Source organism: Enhygromyxa salina, from assembly GCF_000737335.2.
In the GTDB taxonomy this organism is placed as follows: domain Bacteria; phylum Myxococcota_A; class Polyangia; order Nannocystales; family Nannocystaceae; genus Plesiocystis; species Plesiocystis salina_C.
Window position 1 is genome coordinate 26,688 of the sequence record NZ_JMCC02000106.1, and the last position, 17,019, is coordinate 43,706.

At 67.7% G+C, this 17,019-nt stretch carries 15 protein-coding genes; 7 read left to right on the forward strand and 8 right to left on the reverse strand.

The genetic code is table 11. From position 1 onward, the window contains the following. Positions 1 to 4: 4 nt before the first annotated feature. The 3 genes from rsgA to argG form a co-directional block, all read right to left on the reverse strand. Positions 5 to 1,048, reverse strand: a complete 1,044-nt coding sequence (gene rsgA, locus DB30_RS32285; RefSeq protein WP_205633120.1) for a ribosome small subunit-dependent GTPase A — start codon at positions 1,046 to 1,048, stop codon at positions 5 to 7. Between the two features lie 70 nt (positions 1,049 to 1,118). Further along, the gene (locus DB30_RS32290) at positions 1,119 to 2,873 is read right to left on the reverse strand and encodes a hypothetical protein (protein ID WP_146661574.1); all 1,755 of its coding nucleotides are present in this window, start codon (positions 2,871 to 2,873) and stop codon (positions 1,119 to 1,121) included. A 61-nt stretch (positions 2,874 to 2,934) separates the two neighbouring features. Further along, positions 2,935 to 4,167, reverse strand: a complete 1,233-nt coding sequence (gene argG, locus DB30_RS32295) for an argininosuccinate synthase (RefSeq protein WP_052556310.1) — start codon at positions 4,165 to 4,167, stop codon at positions 2,935 to 2,937. Between the two features lie 252 nt (positions 4,168 to 4,419). On the opposite strand from argG, the gene DB30_RS32300 reads away from it, so the two are divergent. Together DB30_RS32300 and DB30_RS32305 are read left to right on the forward strand one after the other, a co-directional pair. Continuing rightward, positions 4,420 to 5,049: a TetR/AcrR family transcriptional regulator gene (locus DB30_RS32300; RefSeq protein ID WP_052556312.1), complete on the forward strand. Its 630-nt coding sequence runs from the start codon at positions 4,420 to 4,422 to the stop codon at positions 5,047 to 5,049. Between the two features lie 16 nt (positions 5,050 to 5,065). Then, the gene (locus tag DB30_RS32305) at positions 5,066 to 5,521 is read left to right on the forward strand and encodes an Mpo1 family 2-hydroxy fatty acid dioxygenase (RefSeq protein WP_052556314.1); all 456 of its coding nucleotides are present in this window, start codon (positions 5,066 to 5,068) and stop codon (positions 5,519 to 5,521) included. 1,055 nt (positions 5,522 to 6,576) lie between these two features. Here DB30_RS32305 and DB30_RS32315 read toward each other — a convergent pair. After that, a complete protein-coding gene (locus tag DB30_RS32315; RefSeq protein ID WP_146661578.1) occupies positions 6,577 to 7,137 on the reverse strand; it encodes a hypothetical protein in 561 nt (186 codons plus the stop codon). Between the two features lie 659 nt (positions 7,138 to 7,796). Between DB30_RS32315 and ltrA the strand changes: the two genes are divergently transcribed. Both ltrA and DB30_RS32325 read left to right on the forward strand, forming a co-directional pair. Then, a complete protein-coding gene (gene ltrA, locus DB30_RS32320; RefSeq protein ID WP_146661580.1) occupies positions 7,797 to 9,152 on the forward strand; it encodes a group II intron reverse transcriptase/maturase in 1,356 nt (451 codons plus the stop codon). A gap of 116 nt (positions 9,153 to 9,268) precedes the next feature. Next, the gene (locus tag DB30_RS32325) at positions 9,269 to 9,673 is read left to right on the forward strand and encodes a hypothetical protein (protein ID WP_146661583.1); all 405 of its coding nucleotides are present in this window, start codon (positions 9,269 to 9,271) and stop codon (positions 9,671 to 9,673) included. A 242-nt stretch (positions 9,674 to 9,915) separates the two neighbouring features. Here DB30_RS32325 and DB30_RS32330 read toward each other — a convergent pair whose 3' ends face one another. Further along, positions 9,916 to 10,281 carry a hypothetical protein gene (locus DB30_RS32330; protein WP_146661585.1) on the reverse strand — a complete coding sequence of 122 codons (366 nt, stop codon included), beginning with the start codon at positions 10,279 to 10,281 and terminating at the stop codon, positions 9,916 to 9,918. Between the two features lie 203 nt (positions 10,282 to 10,484). Next, positions 10,485 to 11,225 (reverse strand): CAP domain-containing protein, encoded by a 741-nt coding sequence (locus tag DB30_RS42885; protein WP_146661587.1) that lies wholly within the window; start codon positions 11,223 to 11,225, stop codon positions 10,485 to 10,487. A gap of 155 nt (positions 11,226 to 11,380) precedes the next feature. On the opposite strand from DB30_RS42885, the gene DB30_RS32340 reads away from it, so the two are divergent. Together DB30_RS32340 and DB30_RS32345 are read left to right on the forward strand one after the other, a co-directional pair. Beyond that, positions 11,381 to 11,800, forward strand: coding sequence for a hypothetical protein (locus tag DB30_RS32340; protein ID WP_165704053.1), 420 nt, complete (start codon positions 11,381 to 11,383; stop codon positions 11,798 to 11,800). A gap of 142 nt (positions 11,801 to 11,942) precedes the next feature. Beyond that, complete coding sequence (locus DB30_RS32345) at positions 11,943 to 13,868, forward strand: permease (protein WP_052556330.1); 1,926 nt, start codon at positions 11,943 to 11,945, stop codon at positions 13,866 to 13,868. 75 nt (positions 13,869 to 13,943) lie between these two features. On the opposite strand, the gene DB30_RS32350 is transcribed toward DB30_RS32345, so the two are convergent. After that, positions 13,944 to 14,930: a WD40 repeat domain-containing protein gene (locus tag DB30_RS32350; protein ID WP_052556332.1), complete on the reverse strand. Its 987-nt coding sequence runs from the start codon at positions 14,928 to 14,930 to the stop codon at positions 13,944 to 13,946. Positions 14,931 to 15,118: 188 nt separating this feature from the next. Here DB30_RS32350 and DB30_RS32355 point away from each other — a divergent pair, with 188 nt between their 5' ends. Next, positions 15,119 to 15,364, forward strand: a complete 246-nt coding sequence (locus DB30_RS32355) for a hypothetical protein (protein ID WP_146661589.1) — start codon at positions 15,119 to 15,121, stop codon at positions 15,362 to 15,364. A gap of 18 nt (positions 15,365 to 15,382) precedes the next feature. On the opposite strand, the gene DB30_RS32360 is transcribed toward DB30_RS32355, so the two are convergent. Next, positions 15,383 to 16,834, reverse strand: a complete 1,452-nt coding sequence (locus DB30_RS32360) for a hypothetical protein (protein ID WP_052556337.1) — start codon at positions 16,832 to 16,834, stop codon at positions 15,383 to 15,385. Positions 16,835 to 17,019 lie beyond the last annotated feature (185 nt).

Genomic DNA, 17,019 nt, shown 5'->3' on the forward strand with positions numbered 1-17,019 from the left:
CCCGTCACGCCTGGCGCAGCTCGGTGAGCAGCTCGCGGTAGCGCTGCCAGCGAGCGGGCGCGAGCCGACCCTCGGCGACGGCGGCCTTGATCGCGCAGTCGGGCTCTGCGTCGTGGCGGCAGTCGTTGAACCGACACGCGCCTTGGTACTGATGCAGCTCGGTGAAGCCGGGGAAGAACGCGGCCAGCTGCGCCACGCTGATGTCGACCAAGCCAAAGTCGCGAAACCCCGGCGTGTCGATCAGCTCGCCGCCATCGGGCAGGCGGTGCAGCGTGGCCGTGGTCGTGGTGTGGCGGCCGAGCCCGGAGTAGCTGTTGATCTCGCCCACGGGCAGGGCGAGCTCGGGGAGCAGGGTGTTGACCAGCGAGCTCTTGCCAACCCCCGAGGTCCCGACGAACGCGGCGCGCCGTGGTCGAGCGACGGCCTGATCGGCAGGCTGATCGAGCGAGCGATTGGCGAAGAACGACCGCAGCTCCTGCAGACCACTAGCGAGCTCGGGTGCGTCGGCGTGCTTGGCACAGACCACGAACACGGGGATGTCGAGGCCGCCGGGGCCGTCGATCCAGGTCTCGCGCACGCGGGCGACCAGCTCCTCGGTCGCGGGCAGATCCGCCTTGTTGATGACCAAGAACGGCTCGATGTTGGCGGCCAGGGCCGAGATCAGGGCCCGATCCACGAAGCCCGAAGGCGACGCGGGCACGGCCGCGACCACGATCCCGAGCACGTCGAGGTTGGCGGCGACGACGTGGGTGCGACCCATCGCGTCGCGCCGCCGCAGCTCGGTGTCTCGCGCGAGCCGATGCAGGCGCTCGCCCACGACGTCGACGCGGTCACCGACGACGTGACCCGAACGCCGACGGACCTTGACCGAGCGACGCTCACCCGACGCGAGCCGGATGTCGACCGCGACGCCAAAGTGCGCGACGAGGGTCCCAGTCTCGATCTCGCTCGCCGGTGCGCCCTGGGTCTGGGGATCGATCTCGCTCGTGCGCCAGGCTTGCGCTTGCGTGGTCCGAGCTTGGCGCCGCTTGCTCTGTCGTGCCGTCAACGGGGCCGCAGTATAGAGCACAGATTGGCGGCCTCCCACCCGGGGCCCAGCTATGCCACCCGGGGGGTCCCTATGGAATCGGAGCGCTGGCAAGGTACGCGCCGCTGTGCAGCGCGTTCTGAAGGCCGAGCACGACCTCGGCGGGTGCGGAGCCGTCGGTGGCGCCGTGGATCAAGCCGGTCAGACCCGTCTGGGTGCCGTACCACAAGATCACCTGATCACCCTTGGGGCTGACGCGCGGGCTGTGGTCCAGGGTGATGCCTTGCGCGCTCTCGACGTCGGGGAGCGCGACCTCGACGGTGGCGCCCGAGGGATCGCCGAACGCCGCGACGTAGAGCTTGGTGGCCCCGCTCTGGATGCCCGCGACGGCGAGCTGGCTGCCATCGGCCGACCACCCGTAGCCAGCGTTGTCGTTGGGGGTGGAGTCGAAGTAGCCCAGCGCTTGATCGACGCGGACCTCGACGGGTTGGTCCGCGCTCAAGTCGACGTAGTTGATGTAGCTCAGGTTTGCGGTCTGCGAGCGGTAGGTGAGCAGCTGCAGGTCTTGGTTGAAAGAGATGTCTTCGAACTCGGTGCCCGGTGGGTTGTCCGCGAGCTCGAGCCGCTCGACGACCATGCCATCTTCGAAGGTGACCAGCGCGATGCCGACGGTCTTGGGGTCCGAGAGCATCGTGTTGGTGTAGGCGTACCAGATCCGGCCTTGGGCATCGAAGCCGTGACCGATCGTGGTTGGGCCGCCGGGTAGCAGCAGGTTGGTCATCGCGTTCGCGCCCGGCTCGGTGATCAGATGCGGCAGCTCGAACGACGTGGGCCCGGTGAACTCGATCAGCCGCAGCTCGCGATAGCCGTTCGCGCCGTTGGTGCTGACCAGCATCTGGGTGTTGTCATCCGAGACCACGATCGACGAGATGTGGCCAAGCGAGGGCGCGAGGTTGACCGGCGGCGCGGTTGGATCCGCGAGCGACACACCGAGCGGGCTGAGCACGTTGACCTCGATCTCCTCGCGGTACACGAGCCGCTGGTCGTCGAGGTGGGTGAACATGAACGCCGGGACGTTGGTGGCGGGGACGCCCTCGAAGGTCAGGTGGTCGATGAAGATCGACTCACTCAGCTGCGGGTGCAGGGGCAGCAGGTACAGCTGCCACACGTCGTTTGGTTCAACGTCGATCAGCACGGCCGCGTGGCTCGAGTCGGGGCTGCGGGCCAGGACCAGCGCGGAGCCGCCGGGGTCGAGCGGCGGGGTGATGTCGAACGACGACGTGAGCGCGCCCTCGGCGTCGTAGCTGCACCACAGCAGCAGATTGGGGCCCACGTTGGGATCCTCTGTCACGCTCATCAACGCGTTGGCCCCTTCGTCTCCAAACCACATGCTGTGCAGCCAATTGCCATCTTGCTGGACCAACGGCGAGAGCTTGAACACGCCCTGCGGGTCCACGCGCAGCTGGTAGATGTCGCCGTCGTGGCTGACGGCCTCGGCCCCAAACGGCGTCGCTCCAAACACGCCAGCGAGCGCGGTCCCGGTTGCGATGTACTCGGGCTCGGGCACGGCGTGTGGATCGTTGAGCTCGAGGGCGACCAGCACCGAGTCGTGCGAGCCCGCCGCGACGTAGCGCAGCTGCTCGACGTCTTCGGGGTCGCCGGTCTCGGTCTCGTCTGTGTCGCTGGTGTCGGTCTCGGTCTCGTCTGTGTCGCTGGTGTCGGTGTCGGTTGAGGTCGACGTGGAGTTCGGGCCCGAGTAGCCGAGGCTCTCGTCCACGTTGGAGTTGTCCGAGCAAGCCGCGACCGTGAGGCAAATTAATAAAGATGACAGCGACGCGCGAACCATGGCGCCATCATATCGCAACCCTCGACGCCAAGACTGGCGCGCGCGCGGCCTGACCGTGGTCTCAGTCGACGATCTGGCCGGCGCTCGCGAGCGCGATGGCCTCGACCCGCTGGACCTCGACGAAGCCCTGCGAGCTGACCGGGTTGAGCCCGTCGCTGGCCTCCATCGAGGCGTCGGCTGGGTTGTAGAGCGAGTGCGGGCAGTCGCGCAGGGCCTTGAAGAACACGTTGCCCTTGTACAGGCCCAGCTCGACGGTCGCGCTGGCGTACTCGGCGAGCACGTCGACGGCGGCCAGGATCGCGCGCGCCTGCGGATCGTAGAGGCGCCCGTCGTAGATCTGCTGCGCGTAGTTTTGCGACATGGTGTGGAACAGCTGGGTCGAGCGGCGATCCATCACAGCCTGGTAGACCGAGCGCAGCCCAGTGCCGAGCAGCTCGAGACCTGGGGCCTCGTACACGCCGCGGCTCTTGGTGCCGATGATCCGGTTCTCGAGGGCGTTGCGCATGCCGATGCCGTTGCGCCCGCCGATCTCGTTGGCCTTGTACATGCACTGCAGTGGGTCCAGCGACTCACCATTGATCGCCACGCAGTCGCCCTTGTCGAACTTTAGCGTGACGGTCTCGACGGCCTCGGGGGCGGACTGGGGCCACACGCACATGAGCGGCTCGACGATGCTCATGGGGGTCTCGAGATCCTCGAGGTCCTCGGCCTCGTGCGAGAGCCCAGCGAGGTTGGCGTCGGTCGAGTAGCGCTTGCGCGGGCCAACGTCGACCTCGATCCCCTGCGTGGCGAGGAACTCGATCATCTGCTTGCGCCCCGGAAATTGCTCGAGCAGCCCGGGGTCGCGCCACGGCGCGTAGACCTTCATGGTCGGGGCCAGCACGTTGGTGTAGCGCTCGAAGCGGAGCTGATCGTTGCCGCGGCCGGTCGCGCCGTGGGCGAGCACCGTGCACCCGCGATCCCGCATCGGGCCAAGCAGGCCGTGAACCGTGACCGCGCGGGCGATGCCGGTCGTGTTCCAGTAGCCGCCGTCGTACATCGCCTGGGTTCGGATCATGCGGAAGCACGCGCGGGCCATGTCGTGCTTGAGATCGACGATCACCGTCTCGACGCCGGTCGGGCGCATCTTCTCGCGCACGTGTTCGATGTCGCTCTCGTCGGGCTGCGCGAGGTCAGCCACGAAGGCGATGCACTCGACGCCGGCTTGCTTGAGCCGGGTGGCCACTGTCTTGCTATCGAGCCCGCCCGAGACGCAGATCCCGACTTTTTTTCCCTCGAGTTGATGGAGCAGCACGGCGCAGACGCTACATGGTGACCCGCATCCTTCCAAACCTGGATTTGCGGAATTTTGCGGTTTTGGGTGGGGTGTCCATGCAACTTTGTGCATATATGCGGAGATGGATGCATGACCTTGACGGGGGCTGGCGGCGGCTCTATGAACCGAATCCGAATTCAGGTTCGGTTCATGACGAGCGAGGGCAAAGCGCAGCCAGAGCTGCACGGCGGACCGCCGCGGCGGGCTGTCACAGGGACGGTGGCAGGGACTGTGACAGGGGCCGGGAAGCTTCGTCCCGCGCGCCAGCGCCGAAGCCAGCGCAGCCTCGAGCGGATCATCGAGGCGCTCGACGAGCTGCTCGAGGCCAAGACCTTCGAGGAGATCACCGTCAGCGAGGTCTGCAAGCAGGCCGGCGTCGCGGTGGGCACCTTTTACGATCGCGTTGGCAACAAGGACGCGCTGCTCGAGCACCTGCGCGCGCGCGTGTACGCAGAGATCGTCGCGCAGATCGATCGGGCGTTCGCCCGCGAGCGCTTCGTCGATCTCGAGCTGCGCGAGCTCCTGCAGATCAACGCGCGTGAGATGGTCGCCATGCACCGCACCCGGCGAGGGGCGATCCGGGCGATCATCGTCGAGGCCCGCCGCAGCGCAGCGTTCGCCGCCCACGCTCGCCAGCTCAACGCCGCGTTGATGCAGCGCGTGACCGCGGCGTGGCTGAGCAAGCGCGCGGAGTTTCGCCCTGACAACCCGCAGCTGCTCGCCCGCTCGGCGTTCTTGATGGCCGCCGGGTTCCTGCGCGAGACCGTGATCTGGGGTGATCTGTGGCCCGGCGAGACCGACCCCGATCGGGTCGCCGCCGATCTCGAGCTCATGCTCACCAATTTTTTGTTGCCCGTCTGACTGAAGGAGACCAACCATGCGAACTGCACAAGAGTGGCTCGACGCCTACGGACAGAGTCATCAAAACCCGACCAACAAGACGATCCACTGGATCTGCATCCCTGCGATCGTGATGAGCATCTTTGGCCTGCTGGGCGCGGTGCCGAGCCCCTTCGAGTCGCCGTGGCTGCACTGGGGCACGCTGTTGGCGATCGGCGCGGTGGGCTACTACGCGCTGATCTCGATCCCGCTGGCGATCGGGATGGCCGCCGTCAGCGGCGTGATGCTGCTGCTCGTGCAGGCCTTGGCAGCGCTGCCGATTCCGCTGTGGGCCAGCTCGTTGGGGATCTTCGTGGTCGCGTGGATCTTTCAATTCATCGGGCACAAGATCGAAGGCCAAAAGCCGTCCTTCTTCGAGGATCTGCAGTTCTTGATGATCGGTCCGATGTGGCTGCTGGCGGCGCTCTACCGCCGAGCCGGCATTGGGTATTAGGCTGTACATGACCCCCACATAGACCTTGGACTTCGCCGACTGCAGCCGCTTCGCGTCTGGCATGTAGAGCTCTGCATGGGCATCGCCTCGCAGCCTGAGCGGGTGCGGGGTTCGATGTGCTGATCGGACAGCGCGCACGACCCGTGAGGGTCCCTCCGGGCACGGAGGGCTCAAGACGCTAATTTGCGTTGTCATGGATCGCTGTCGGCGAGGTTGGGCTGGTGGCTTCGGTCGGGCACTCGCAACGCCCTCTTATTGTGCCCGGAGGGACCCTCACGGGTCTTCTGTGCGCTTGTCGTCGTTCGAGACGGCGGCTACGCGCTCGGGATCGGGCAGTTCTTGGTCAACCACTGCTCCGCTCGAGTGGGCGACCTTCCGCGCCTGCTGGCATCCACTGGTTCGCGGGCGTACCTCCGCACGCCTGGCTCCGGTTGCGAGCGGGTTGTCATCGGCGGCTTCTTGGGCGACGGGACGCGACGGGACGCGACGCGACGGGACGCGACGCGATGGGACGGGACGCGACGCGATGGGACGCGACGGGACGCGACGGGACGCGACGCGACGGGACGGGACGGTACGGGACGGGACGGGACGGGACGGGACGGGACGGGACGGGATGCGTCGCCACGCCGCTGCACGCCGCTCGGATGCTCGCGTGCGACAGCGGCCGGGTCGACGTCGTGCTCGGGGAGCGCTGTCACTGCACCTGCGCGACCACCCGAGAGCATTCGAACGACCACCGCAACCAGCATTTGTTGGACCCCAAGACGCCCCTCGATCCCGAGCGCGTAGCCGCCGTCTCGAACGACGAGAAGCGCACAGAAGACCCGTGAGGGTCTCTCCGGGCACAATAAGAGGGCGTTGCGAGTGCGTCACCGAAGCCACAGCCCGACCTTGCCAACAGCGATCCATGACAACGCAAATTAGCGTCTTGAGCCCTCCGTGCCCGGAGAGACCCTCACGGGTCGTGCGCGCTGTCCGATCAGCACATCAACCCCCGCAGACCCCAATACACCGAATTTGGACAGCGGGGCGCCCGAGGACGAAGCGCCGGGTCAGGAGCTGGTCCAGGTTGACGCGACCGCCACGCCCTCTCGGCCGCATGGATCCCTCACCAGTATCTCCACGCGCCGGTGGGTGGCGACGCCCCAATTCCCGAGGGTGACCAACACGCCTTCTTCCTCGAACCACCCTTCCTCGGTGAGCGTGATCGTGCGCGAGCCGACCACGAGCGTGCGCTCGTTGTCGAGCGACCAGTTCTGTGGGTTCCCACACTGCGTCTCGCACACGCTCAGCGCGATGTCGATCCGGAGCGAGGAATGCTGGAGATCAGGGTTCTTCACGCGCACGCCCAGCCAGATGTGCTGGGCGCCCTGAAAGCCATCGTAGACCTCGGGCATCTCTCCGGTCGTGAGCGGCGAGTACACAGCTTGGCCCTCTCCGAGCTCGAGCTCGAGCGCGCCCGTCAGCTCGCAGGTCGGATCCTCGACAAAGGCGCCGCTGTCGTTGGCGCAGCTGTTGACGTCGTCTTCACAAGGCGGGCCATCGGGCCCCACGCAGCCCGCGAGCGCTCCCCCGAGCAGGAGCGACAACGCGGCGAGCATCGACGAACGCACTGTCGGAATCATACGTCAACGCGAGGAAGCGCCGCAGCACGCGGCCACGCGGGGCGCGAAGAGTCGAAAATGGCAGGCCGCGGCGCCCAGCCGCGATAGCCTTCCTGCGTGGTGCGTCCTGACGAACGGGGAGCGCGCGTGGCGAAAGCCAGGCGAGTGTGTCGTTCACGCTGCATCGTTCCAGCGGGTTCAAGTCCCGTCTCGGTAAACGCCGGTGTGCCGAGTAGCAGGCCCCAGGCGGGAGGAGAGATCCTCCTGGCCCAAGCGGGGTGTCGAAAGCCTCTTCGGAGGGAGCAAGATCGCGGGCCGCAGCATCAAGCGAATTCTGCAGCCTCGTCAGAGAAACAATGGGGCAGCCGAGCCGCTCACGTCACGGCGAAGGCCAGGTCCGACAGGCAAGAGACCGGAGATGAAAGCCTGTGGGATGCCCTCGGGGTAGGGGAAGTGGCACGCGATCGAGGAGCGATGCGGAACAGGGGAGACCCGTCTGAGTGGCCGTTGTCGCGGCGAGGCGTCCGAATAAGTCGAAGGCGAAATCGGGCGTTGCTCAGCGGGAGTCCGAGGGGGTCGAAGTACTGATGATGGTCGTGCAACACAACGCGGCCGGAGGGAGGGACCCCTGCGATGGTCATGTCGGTGGCGGAGGTAAGCGTGAGGGCATGGCTGGGCATGAGACCCAGTCCAACAACCCCGGCGGGTGCAACAAGCCCGACGACAAAGTGCGACAACTCCAAAGGCGACTGTGGGCCGCAGCCAAGCGGTCCCCGGATAGGCGGTTTCATGCTCTTTATGACCGCATCTTCAGGCGTGACGTCCTGGAGGAAGCATGGAATCGAGTGAGGCGGAACAAGGGCGCGGCGGGGGTCGACAACCAGACCTTGGCCGAGCTCGAGCAGTACGGAGTCGGGCGCGTCTTGGACGAACTCGAGGCTGAACTGAAGGCGGGGACGTACAGGCCGCAGGCGGTTTTGCGGTGTTACATCCCGAAGGCCGATGGTAAGCAGCGGCCCCTGGGTATCCCGACGGTACGGGATCGCGTGGTGCAGATGGCGACGAAGCTGGTCGTGGAGCCGATCTTCGAGGCGGGTTTTCTCCCGTGCTCGTACGGCTTTCGGCCACGTCGCAGCGCCACGGATGCACTGGAGACGCTCCGCAAGCTTGGTGCGCGCGGAGGGAATCACGTGCTCGAAGTCGACATCCGCGACTTCTTCGGCAGCATCAATCACGAACTGCTGATGAAGCTGGTGTCACGTCGGATCTCGGACAGGCGGGTGCTGAAGCTGCTTCGACTCTGGCTCACGGCAGGCGTGATCGAAGATGGGCGACGAACCGAGCTGGTCTCGGGTACGCCGCAAGGTGGGGTAATTTCCCCGCTGCTGTCGAACATCTACCTGCATGTGCTCGACGAGGTGTGGACGCGGCGGTATGCCCATCTGGGCACGCTGGTGCGCTATGCCGACGACTTCGTCATCATGTGCCGGACGAAGAAGGCGTGCGAGGAGGCCGAACGACGGGTCCGAGAGATCCTGAAGCGGCTGAAGCTGGAGGTCCATCCCGACAAGACGAGGCGAGTCGAGTTGAGCTGGGGCAAGCAAGGTTTCGACTTCCTCGGCTGCCACTTGCGCAAGGTGCTGTCAGGCAAGATCTGGGAGCGGGAGCGCAAGCGCGTGTACTTCCTGCAACGCTGGCCGAGCCAGCGGAGCATGAAGCGCGTACGGCAGCGCGTGAAGGAGCTGACGTCACGCAAGTGGAACTGGGTGAAGGACCTGCGGGTCCTGATCAAACAGATCAACCCAGTGCTGCGAGGGTGGGGGAACTACTTCCGCACGGGCAACGCGGCGGAGAAATTCAACCAGGTGGATACGTACGCCTGGGTGCGTCTGCGACGCTTCCTCGTCAAGCGCAAGGGTCGAAACCTGCGCGCGGGCGAGGCCGAAAAGTGGACGCGAGAGTTCTTCGTCGCGCTGGGTCTTCATCGTCTACGTGGTACAGTCCGCTATCCGGGGGTCGCGTAATGCGGCGGTCCGAGAGGCCACTGGTAAGCCGTGTGCGGGAAAACCGCACGCACGGTTTGAACGGGGGCCCTACCGGCATCCCACATCTCACTGTTGGAGAAAGGTAGGGTCTACCAATGCGCTGCCTCGCTCCGCTCTTGCTTGCCGTGTTCGCGCTCGCGTGCGCGGCCGAGCCCGCCGACGTCAGCACGACCGGCCCTGTCTCCGACTGCTTTGGCTGCGCCTGCGGGCCCGATCTTCCCTGCGGGGAAGGTCTCGAGTGCATCAGCAATGTCTGCTCGCTGATCGAGGAGACCGGCGACGAGCTGCCTCCGAGCGCGTGCGGTTGGAACCCCATCGAGTCTTGGTACGACTGCGGTTTTCAGGGCGCGGACCCAGGCGGCGAGTTTCCCCGCGAGTGTCCGGCGGGCCTGACCGCCGACACACCATGTCCCGCCGCGCTGCCGTTCGAGGGCTGCTGCGAGGACGCGGGCGACGTCTGGTACTGCCAGGACGGCATGGTCGTGGCGACGTCGTGCTGACGGGGGACTTGGCCTCGGGGATCATGCGCGAACGGCCCAGACGGACCCCGGCGCGCGCGATTTAGCGGTTCGGCGCTCTAGAGCGCCGACCAGTTTGAATTCACGACGCCAGGCACATCTGGGGCCGCTCCTGCCGTTGTCGACTCGGCGCTCGCAGTATGCCGGATACAGCTTCGGCCTCGCTCCTAGTCAGGAACGGCCCCAGACGCACCTGACGACGCGACTCCAAACTGATCGGCGCTCTAGGCGTGGGTGTTGGCGGGGACTTCGAGGGGGATCTGGGCGTAGCACCAGGCTTCGAGCTCGCCGACGAGGCGGGCGAGGCCGCTGCGATCGAGGGGGAGCTCGGCCAGGGCGACCTCTTTGGCGAGCAGGCGCTGCTCTTCGAGATCGATGTGGAAGCTGACGCTGGTGGCGGGGGCGGATGGGGTGCTCACGTGGATGCGAACCCGCAGGCCGCCGGGGGCGGGGCCGTCTGGTTCTGGACCGGTGACCTTGGCCCGGACCGAGGCTGACGCGCGATCTTTGGCAGACCGACGGGCGCGCTCGTCGTGATGTAGCGCGAGCGCGAACACGGAGTCGATCAGCGCGAGTACGAGTGGCGGCACGGCAGAGAGCTTGGCACCAACGAGCAGTGGTTGCACGGGCCCCCGCAAAATGGACTGGCCCATTGTGGTGATGGATCGCGCGAGTCCGGCCACTGGCGGCGCGCAGTGTCTTCGAGCTCGGGCGAGGCTTTCTCGCCCGCGCGCGGACACTTTCCTAGACCGGTTTACCCTGGCAGCGAACGCTTCGTGCGATCGTCGCTACATCAGTAGGGGCGCTCGCCCACGTAGTTGCCAGCGGGAGAGTAGTTGCAGACCGCCATGATCCACTCGCCCCCACCAAACGGGCTGTTGCGCGAGCACACGGCCACGCCGCAGCCGATCTCGGTCGAGTCGCGCCACACGACCTGGGTGTAGTGACCACAGACTTGGCCGGCGGCGCAGCGGTTGCTGGCGTAGTTGTAGTGGTCGGCCTCCGACGCCCAGCTGGCGACGATCTCTTCCGCACTCGAGCTGTGCGAGCGCGCGCTCAGGTTCTCGCCGTACGAACCCTGGCTGTGCTCGAAGTCGCAGCGATCTGCCCAGGCCTGCGCGGTGGCGGCGAGCTGCTTGGACCAGCGAACGGGTGGCAAGGGCGGGTTCGCGGCCGGCGACACGCGTGCGCGGTGGAGGTTGTGCGCGGTGACGAAGCCGTCGGCGAAGGGATCACTCGCTGGGGTTGGCGAAGGGGCTGGCGAAGGGCCTGGTCGGGGATGTGCCTGCGAGTCGGCTTTGGAGGGGTGACCACGATGGCGTCGCGCGGGGGTGTGCGCGCGGTCGAAGTCGCGCCGGTTGCCCGTCGAGTCGCGCGCGTATTGGCTCGACGCAGCGAAGCCCGAACTCTCGATCGAGGACTCGGGCTGCAGAGGGTTTGGCTGGTGTTGTCGCGCACACCCAGCGGCGACGACGATAGCGAGCGCCAACAGGGCAGGGGTCGACAGGCGCGCGGGGCTCGGTGATGCGGGCATTGGATGACTGGACGTGAAGGGACCCAAACAGCTTCTCACACGGGCAAAAATGCCGGGGTTCCCGGGGCCGCTGCGCGCTGGCGGCCGGGGGATCCACTGCGAAGCGGTCGAGCGAGCAGGGTGACACTCTGGCCAGTGTGCGGTGTTGGAGGACCGTGCGCTGCCCCCCACGCTCGCCGGTGCTCGGGATCATCGCAGCTTGGCTCGGTCTCGGGCTCGGGCTTGGACTCGCGCCGTGCGGCTGTGACTCGGGCGCGAGCGTCGAGCGCGAGCGCGAGCGCCTCGATCCCAGTCCGCAGCGCGTCGACCTGCGTGAGCGAGCGGTGCTCGAGGGCGACGTGGTCGAGCGCCTCGACGCTGGTTGCTACGTGTATCTGCGCCTGTCGATCACCCACGACAGCGCCGCGCCGTGGTTGGCCCCGCACACGCAGCTGCGCTGGGTCGCCGTCGACGGTCGCTCACCTGGCCTGGGCGAGCGGGTCCAGGCGCGCAGCCTGGGGCGTCGCAGTCGTGTGTGGGAGCCCAGGCTCGAGCGTGACTTCGAGGTCCTCGAGTATGTGGCGCTGCTGCAGTGAGCGCCCGCGGGCGCGGTCGGGCCCGAAGCCGCTGCGCGAGAGTGGCGCCCGAGTGTAGGGCGTAGCGCTTGATTCGGCCTGGGGGTCATTGCGACCCAGCCCCTGGCGAGAGGCGGCTTGGCGAGTATAACGGGCGGCGCCGATGCCCGAGCTGCCCATGAACGGCGAGTACGTGCTGGTCGCCAGCGTCGCGGCTTTGTTCGTGGGGCCGCTGATCTACCGGTTCGCCGGGCGCGACGGTCGGGCGTACTCGCTGTTTGACGGCATGGTTGTCGTGGCGGTGCTCGGGCTCGCGTTGCTCGAGATCGTGCCGCTCGGTGTCGAGCTGGCGGGCTGGCCGGCGTTGCTGGCCATGGTCGCGGGCGTGCTGCTGCCGAACCTCGCGGAGCGTCGCTTCGGCGGCAAGTCGACCCACCGGGTCGCAACTTGGGCGGCGCTGATCGGCACGGCCCTGCACGCGTTCACCGACGGCCTCGCGCTCGCTGTCGGTGGCCACGTTCACGCGGGCAGTCACGCGATGGAGTGGGCGGTCGTGCTGCACCGCGTCCCCGAGGGACTGGCGGTGTGGTGGATGTTGACCAGCCCCGACGACGGGGACGAGTCGGGCCAGCGCGCGGGGATCCTCGCGCTGGTGACGATCGCGACCGCGACCGGGCTTGGGTATCTGTTCGCTGGCAGCACGACGGTGCTCGACGACAGCCGGGTCGTTGGCGTGTTCGCGGCCTTCGTTGGCGGGTTGTTGCTGCACGTGGTCAGCCACGGGATCGGCAGCACGCGCTCGCGCCGGGCGGCCGAGCACCGCTACTGGCCAGGCATTGGCGGGCTGCTGGGGCTGGCGCTGGTGGTCGCCGTGGTCGTGGTCCCGGCCACCCGAGATGGGCACGGGGCCGAGATCGTGGACGCGTTCTGGGATCTGCTGCTCGAGAGCGCGCCAGCGCTGTTGCTCGCGTATGGCGTGGCAGGCCTGATTGGCAGCGTGATGGGCGAGGCCCCGGCGCGGTGGCTGCGGCGCGGTGGGGCCACGATGCAGTCCCTGCGCGGGGTCGTGTTTGGGTTGCCGCTGCCGCTGTGCTCGTGCGGGGTGGTGCCGGTGTATCGCTCGCTGGTGGACCGCCGTGTGCCGGCCACGGCGGCGCTGGCGTTTCTGGTTGCAACCCCGGAGCTCGGGCTGGACGCGGTGTTGCTGTCGGTGCCCTTGCTGGGGTTGGACATGGCGCTGCTCCGGGTTGGCGTGGCGTTCGTGCTCGCGCTGTTCGTGGGCGTGGTCGTTGGCGGATGGGTCGAGCGCCGCGAGCTCCGGGCGCGTGGCGTGGATGCAGGTGGGGCAGGCGGCGCAGATGGGGCGAGCGAGCCAGAACCCCCGCCGCCAGACACGAGGCCCCTGCGCGAGCGGCTGGTGGCGGGACTGCACACGGGGTACGGCTCGATCCTCGACAGCACGGGCCCGTGGATCCTCGTTGGGCTGTTGCTCGCGGCGTTCTTGCAGCCGTGGGTGGACGCAGAGTTCTTCACCCAGCTCGGGCCGATGCTGCAGGTCGTCGCGTTTGGGCTGCTGGGGCTGCCGGTCTATGTGTGCGCGACGGGGGCCACGCCGCTGGTGGCCGTGCTGATCGCAAAGGGGCTCTCACCAGGGGCGGCGCTGGCGTTCCTGCTGACGGGGCCCGCGACCAACGCAACGACCTTTGGGGTGCTCGAGCAGCTGCATGGGCGCAAGGTGGCGCTGGCGTTCGCGGGGGCGATGATCGTCGCGGTGCTGGGGTTGGGGTGGGGGGTCAACTTGGTGTGGCCAGCAGCGGGCGCGGAGGCAGCGGTCGCGCATGTGCACGACAGCCACGGCGTGTTGGCGATTGCCAGCGCCGGGGTCTTGGGCGTGCTGTTCTTGGCGTCGCTCGTTCGCCAGGGGCCGCGCGGGTTTCTTGGGCGGCTCTGGGAGCTAGGTGGGCACGACCATGATCATCACGATCATGGTGATCACGATCATGACGATCATGACGATCATGACGACGGTGATCACGGGCCAGGGAAGGACGAGCCGAAGGCCGCTGGTGGTTGCTGCGGGGGGCACTGAGGGGTCGTTCGCGGGGGTGACGTTGCCACACCGGACACGCCACACACCGCGAACGAACTCGAGCGATCCCGCCGCTCAGTCGTCGTCGTCGTCGTCGTCGTCGTAATCGTCGTCGTCGTCGTCGTCGTCGTCGTCGTACTCGGCTTCGTCGTCGTACTCGGCTTCGTCCTCGACCTCCTCGACCTCGATCTCCTCGAACTCGAAGATCCGCCCCACTTCATCCGCCGAAGCCGTCACCGCATATCGGCCGTCTGGCGACACGTCCAGATCGAACATCCCCTTGGTCGGCACTTCAAAGCTATCGAGCAAGCGCCCGGTCTCTGCGTCGTACAGGCCGATGCCACCTTCGTAGATGCACACGATCTGCTCGTAGCCAGGTCGCAGCGTGGCCCCACCCAGGCCCTTTTCCACGATCGGGAGCACCGTCGTGTAGCCCCAGGTCGAGGCCGACCAGATCGTGACCGGGCCTCGCCAGCCGCGGGACACCACCCACTCACCGCCGCGGTCGAGCTCCAACGCGCCAACGGTGCCCGGACCGGCCTCTTGCTCCCACGCGAGCTCGCCGGTCTCGATCGACCAAAAGCAGAGGGTGTCGCCGCCGCGGCCCGACACGATGTGCTCTTGATCCGCGGCGAATACAAACGACATGCCGCGGGGGCCCACGTCGTAGCGGTGGATCAGCTCGCCGGTCTCGCGCGACCACAGACAAATGGTCTCGTCGCGCGAGCCCGAGGCGATCAGGCTGCCGTCGGCCGAGCTGCCAAGCGTGAGCACCGGGCCCACGTGCTCGTCGAGCTCGAGCAGGAGCTTGCCGCGGGGCCACGACCAGACCCGGAGGCCGCCGCCAGCGTCCCCGCTGACGAGCTCGCCGGCGGCCGTGAACGCGAGCGTGGTGACGGCGCGCTCATGGTCCTCGAGGCTGCGCTCGAGCTTGCCGCCGCGCAGCGACCAGATCGCTATGGTCGTGTCGCGGCCGCCCGTGACGACGCGCCGGCCCTCGGGTCCAAACCGCGCACACAAGACTTGGCCTTCGTGGCCGGCGAGCGTGTTGCGCAGCTTCACGAGGGATCCCTCCCGAGCGGCGCGTGGGTCGGTGCTGTCCTGCTTCTGTTCAACTGAAGTTCCTCGAGTTCAAGGGCGGGTGACCAGCCACGACCGGTCAGCCGGCCGAGATGATACACGCGGAACCGCGCATCGCCGCTCGCCTTTTTTTGCGGTCCTGCACCCCGTCGTGCCGGCTACAGTGGGGGGTGTCGCGCGTTTCGATCATCGGTCTGGGAATTTGTCTGTTCGTGAGTTTGGGCTGCGATCGCAAGTGGGACTTCGAGTGCACGGCCGCGTGGAGTCACGATGGCGCCGAGGTCTGGCGCAACGTCTATACCTACCCGCAGATGGCCGACGAGCACGCCGCCACCGCCCGCTGCAAAGAAGAGATGCTCGAGGCCAAGCCCAAGAAGGCAAACTCGGCGGTCTGCCACTGCGTGGGCCAGGAGTGATCAGGCTTGCGCAGCTCGTCACTCTTGGATGAGCCGCAGCGAGGCCCCGAGCTTGTCCCGAAACCCGTCGTCGACCCCGGCGGCGGTCCACATCCAGCCGGGCTGGCCGGCCTGGGGGTTGAACCACTCGGCCATGAACGCCTGGACCTGCTCGGGCTCGAGCTCGAGCATTCCCTGCGCGTCCTTGGCGAGGGCGACGAAGATCTCACGGTCGTCACCGGCGAGGTCGATCGACTCGCTCCACAGCGAGGTCCAGTCTTCACCCGACAAGCTGGCCTCGACCACGCGGGCGCCCAGCCACAAGTTGGCGGCTTGGTCGAGCCGCTCACGCGGCTGGGGGGAGGCGCTGAACGCCTGCATGCGGGCGATGATGCGCTGCAAGCTGGCGATCGGGTCGTTTGACGAGACGCGGACCTTGATCGCCAAGATGCTGATCGGACCCGCGACGAGCAGCCGCACGTCGAGCTCCTCTTGCATGACCCGCTGACACAGGCGCGCGAGGGTGCGCGACTCAATGGTTGGCGTGGGGATCACCCGGCCGAGCATGACGACCGCCCGGTTGCCGCGCTCGGGCTTGCCGGCGTGGAAGTACAGGCTGGCGGGCGCCTGCTCGGTCAGCAAGAAGGTGTCTGCGAGCCGCTTTGGCGCCGGCGCGCGCAGCCGGGCGGTGACGTTGGGCTTGCCCGATCCGAACCCGATCGGGCCCTTCCAGCGGGTGCCGAGCCGGGCGACGGCCTCGGTCATGCCTTCGTCCTCCGGGTCGCGGCCCGAGTGGACCACGACCACGGCGTCGCGCGGATCGGTGAGCAGCGACCAGCCCTTTTCCAGCCGGTTCCTGGATAGATCGAGCAGGTCTTGCTTGGAGGCGTACTCGTGCGCGAGCGGGAGCTCGAGCAGCTTGCTGGCCAGCGCGGCCCCAGCCAGCGCCGAGGGTCCCGCCTCGCGGTGGCGGGCCAAGACCTTGCCCTGGGCGACCGCGAGCAGCTTGGGGTTGCCGGCGTCGGCGAAGGTGTTGGACAGCGCGGCGAGCAGCTCTTCGGCGTCCGCGTCGCGGCCGTGGATGGCGATCTCGATCCGGCCGGGCCGGCTGCCCAGCTCGAGCCGCGCGTCGGGGATCCGACGCAGGCGCGAGGACAAGCGCAGCTCCAGCGCCTCGAGTGCGGCCGTGGTCGCGGCGGCGCTGAGCTTGTCGGCGTCGATGGCGGTGGGTAGCAACACGCGCACGTGGAACGCGGGGCTGTCGGTCTCGCGCAGCCAGTGCAGGATTGCGCCGTTGTCGAGCTGGGCGACGAGCGGCGGCTCCCACGGGGGGGCGAGCACGCTGTTGGGATCGATCGGCTCGCGATCGCTGCCCGACTCGAACACGATCGGGGCGAGGGTTTCTTTGTTGCAACGGCAGCCCCCGGCGAGGCCACCGACGACCGCCAACCCAACGAGCAAGCCCGCGCGGGTCCGTGCCCAGACGTTCACGAGCCGCCTCCCGTGGGGGGGGCGCTGTCGCCAGCGGGCTTTTTGTCGGCGGGCTTTTTGTCAGCGGACTTTTTGTCGGCGGGCTTTTTGTCAGCGGGCTTTTTGCCGGCAGCGCCCGCCGGCTTGTCCGCCGAACCGCTCGGGTTTGCGGGCGCCGCCGCGCCGGGCTGGGGCACGGCGTCCGC

What these genes read in the sequence shown, in the direction of transcription:
- DB30_RS32325 (WP_146661583.1), top strand. Translation starts at nt 9,269, where the DNA reads ATGCGCTGCCTCGCTCCGCTCTTGCTTGCCGTGTTCGCGCTCGCGTGC.
- DB30_RS32305 (WP_052556314.1), top strand. Translation starts at nt 5,066, where the DNA reads ATGCGAACTGCACAAGAGTGGCTCGACGCCTACGGACAGAGTCATCAA.
- DB30_RS42885 (WP_146661587.1), bottom strand. Translation starts at nt 11,225, where the DNA reads ATGCCCGCATCACCGAGCCCCGCGCGCCTGTCGACCCCTGCCCTGTTG.
- DB30_RS32290 (WP_146661574.1), bottom strand. Translation starts at nt 2,873, where the DNA reads ATGGTTCGCGCGTCGCTGTCATCTTTATTAATTTGCCTCACGGTCGCG.
- DB30_RS32345 (WP_052556330.1), top strand. Translation starts at nt 11,943, where the DNA reads ATGCCCGAGCTGCCCATGAACGGCGAGTACGTGCTGGTCGCCAGCGTC.
- ltrA (WP_146661580.1), top strand. Translation starts at nt 7,797, where the DNA reads ATGGCTGGGCATGAGACCCAGTCCAACAACCCCGGCGGGTGCAACAAG.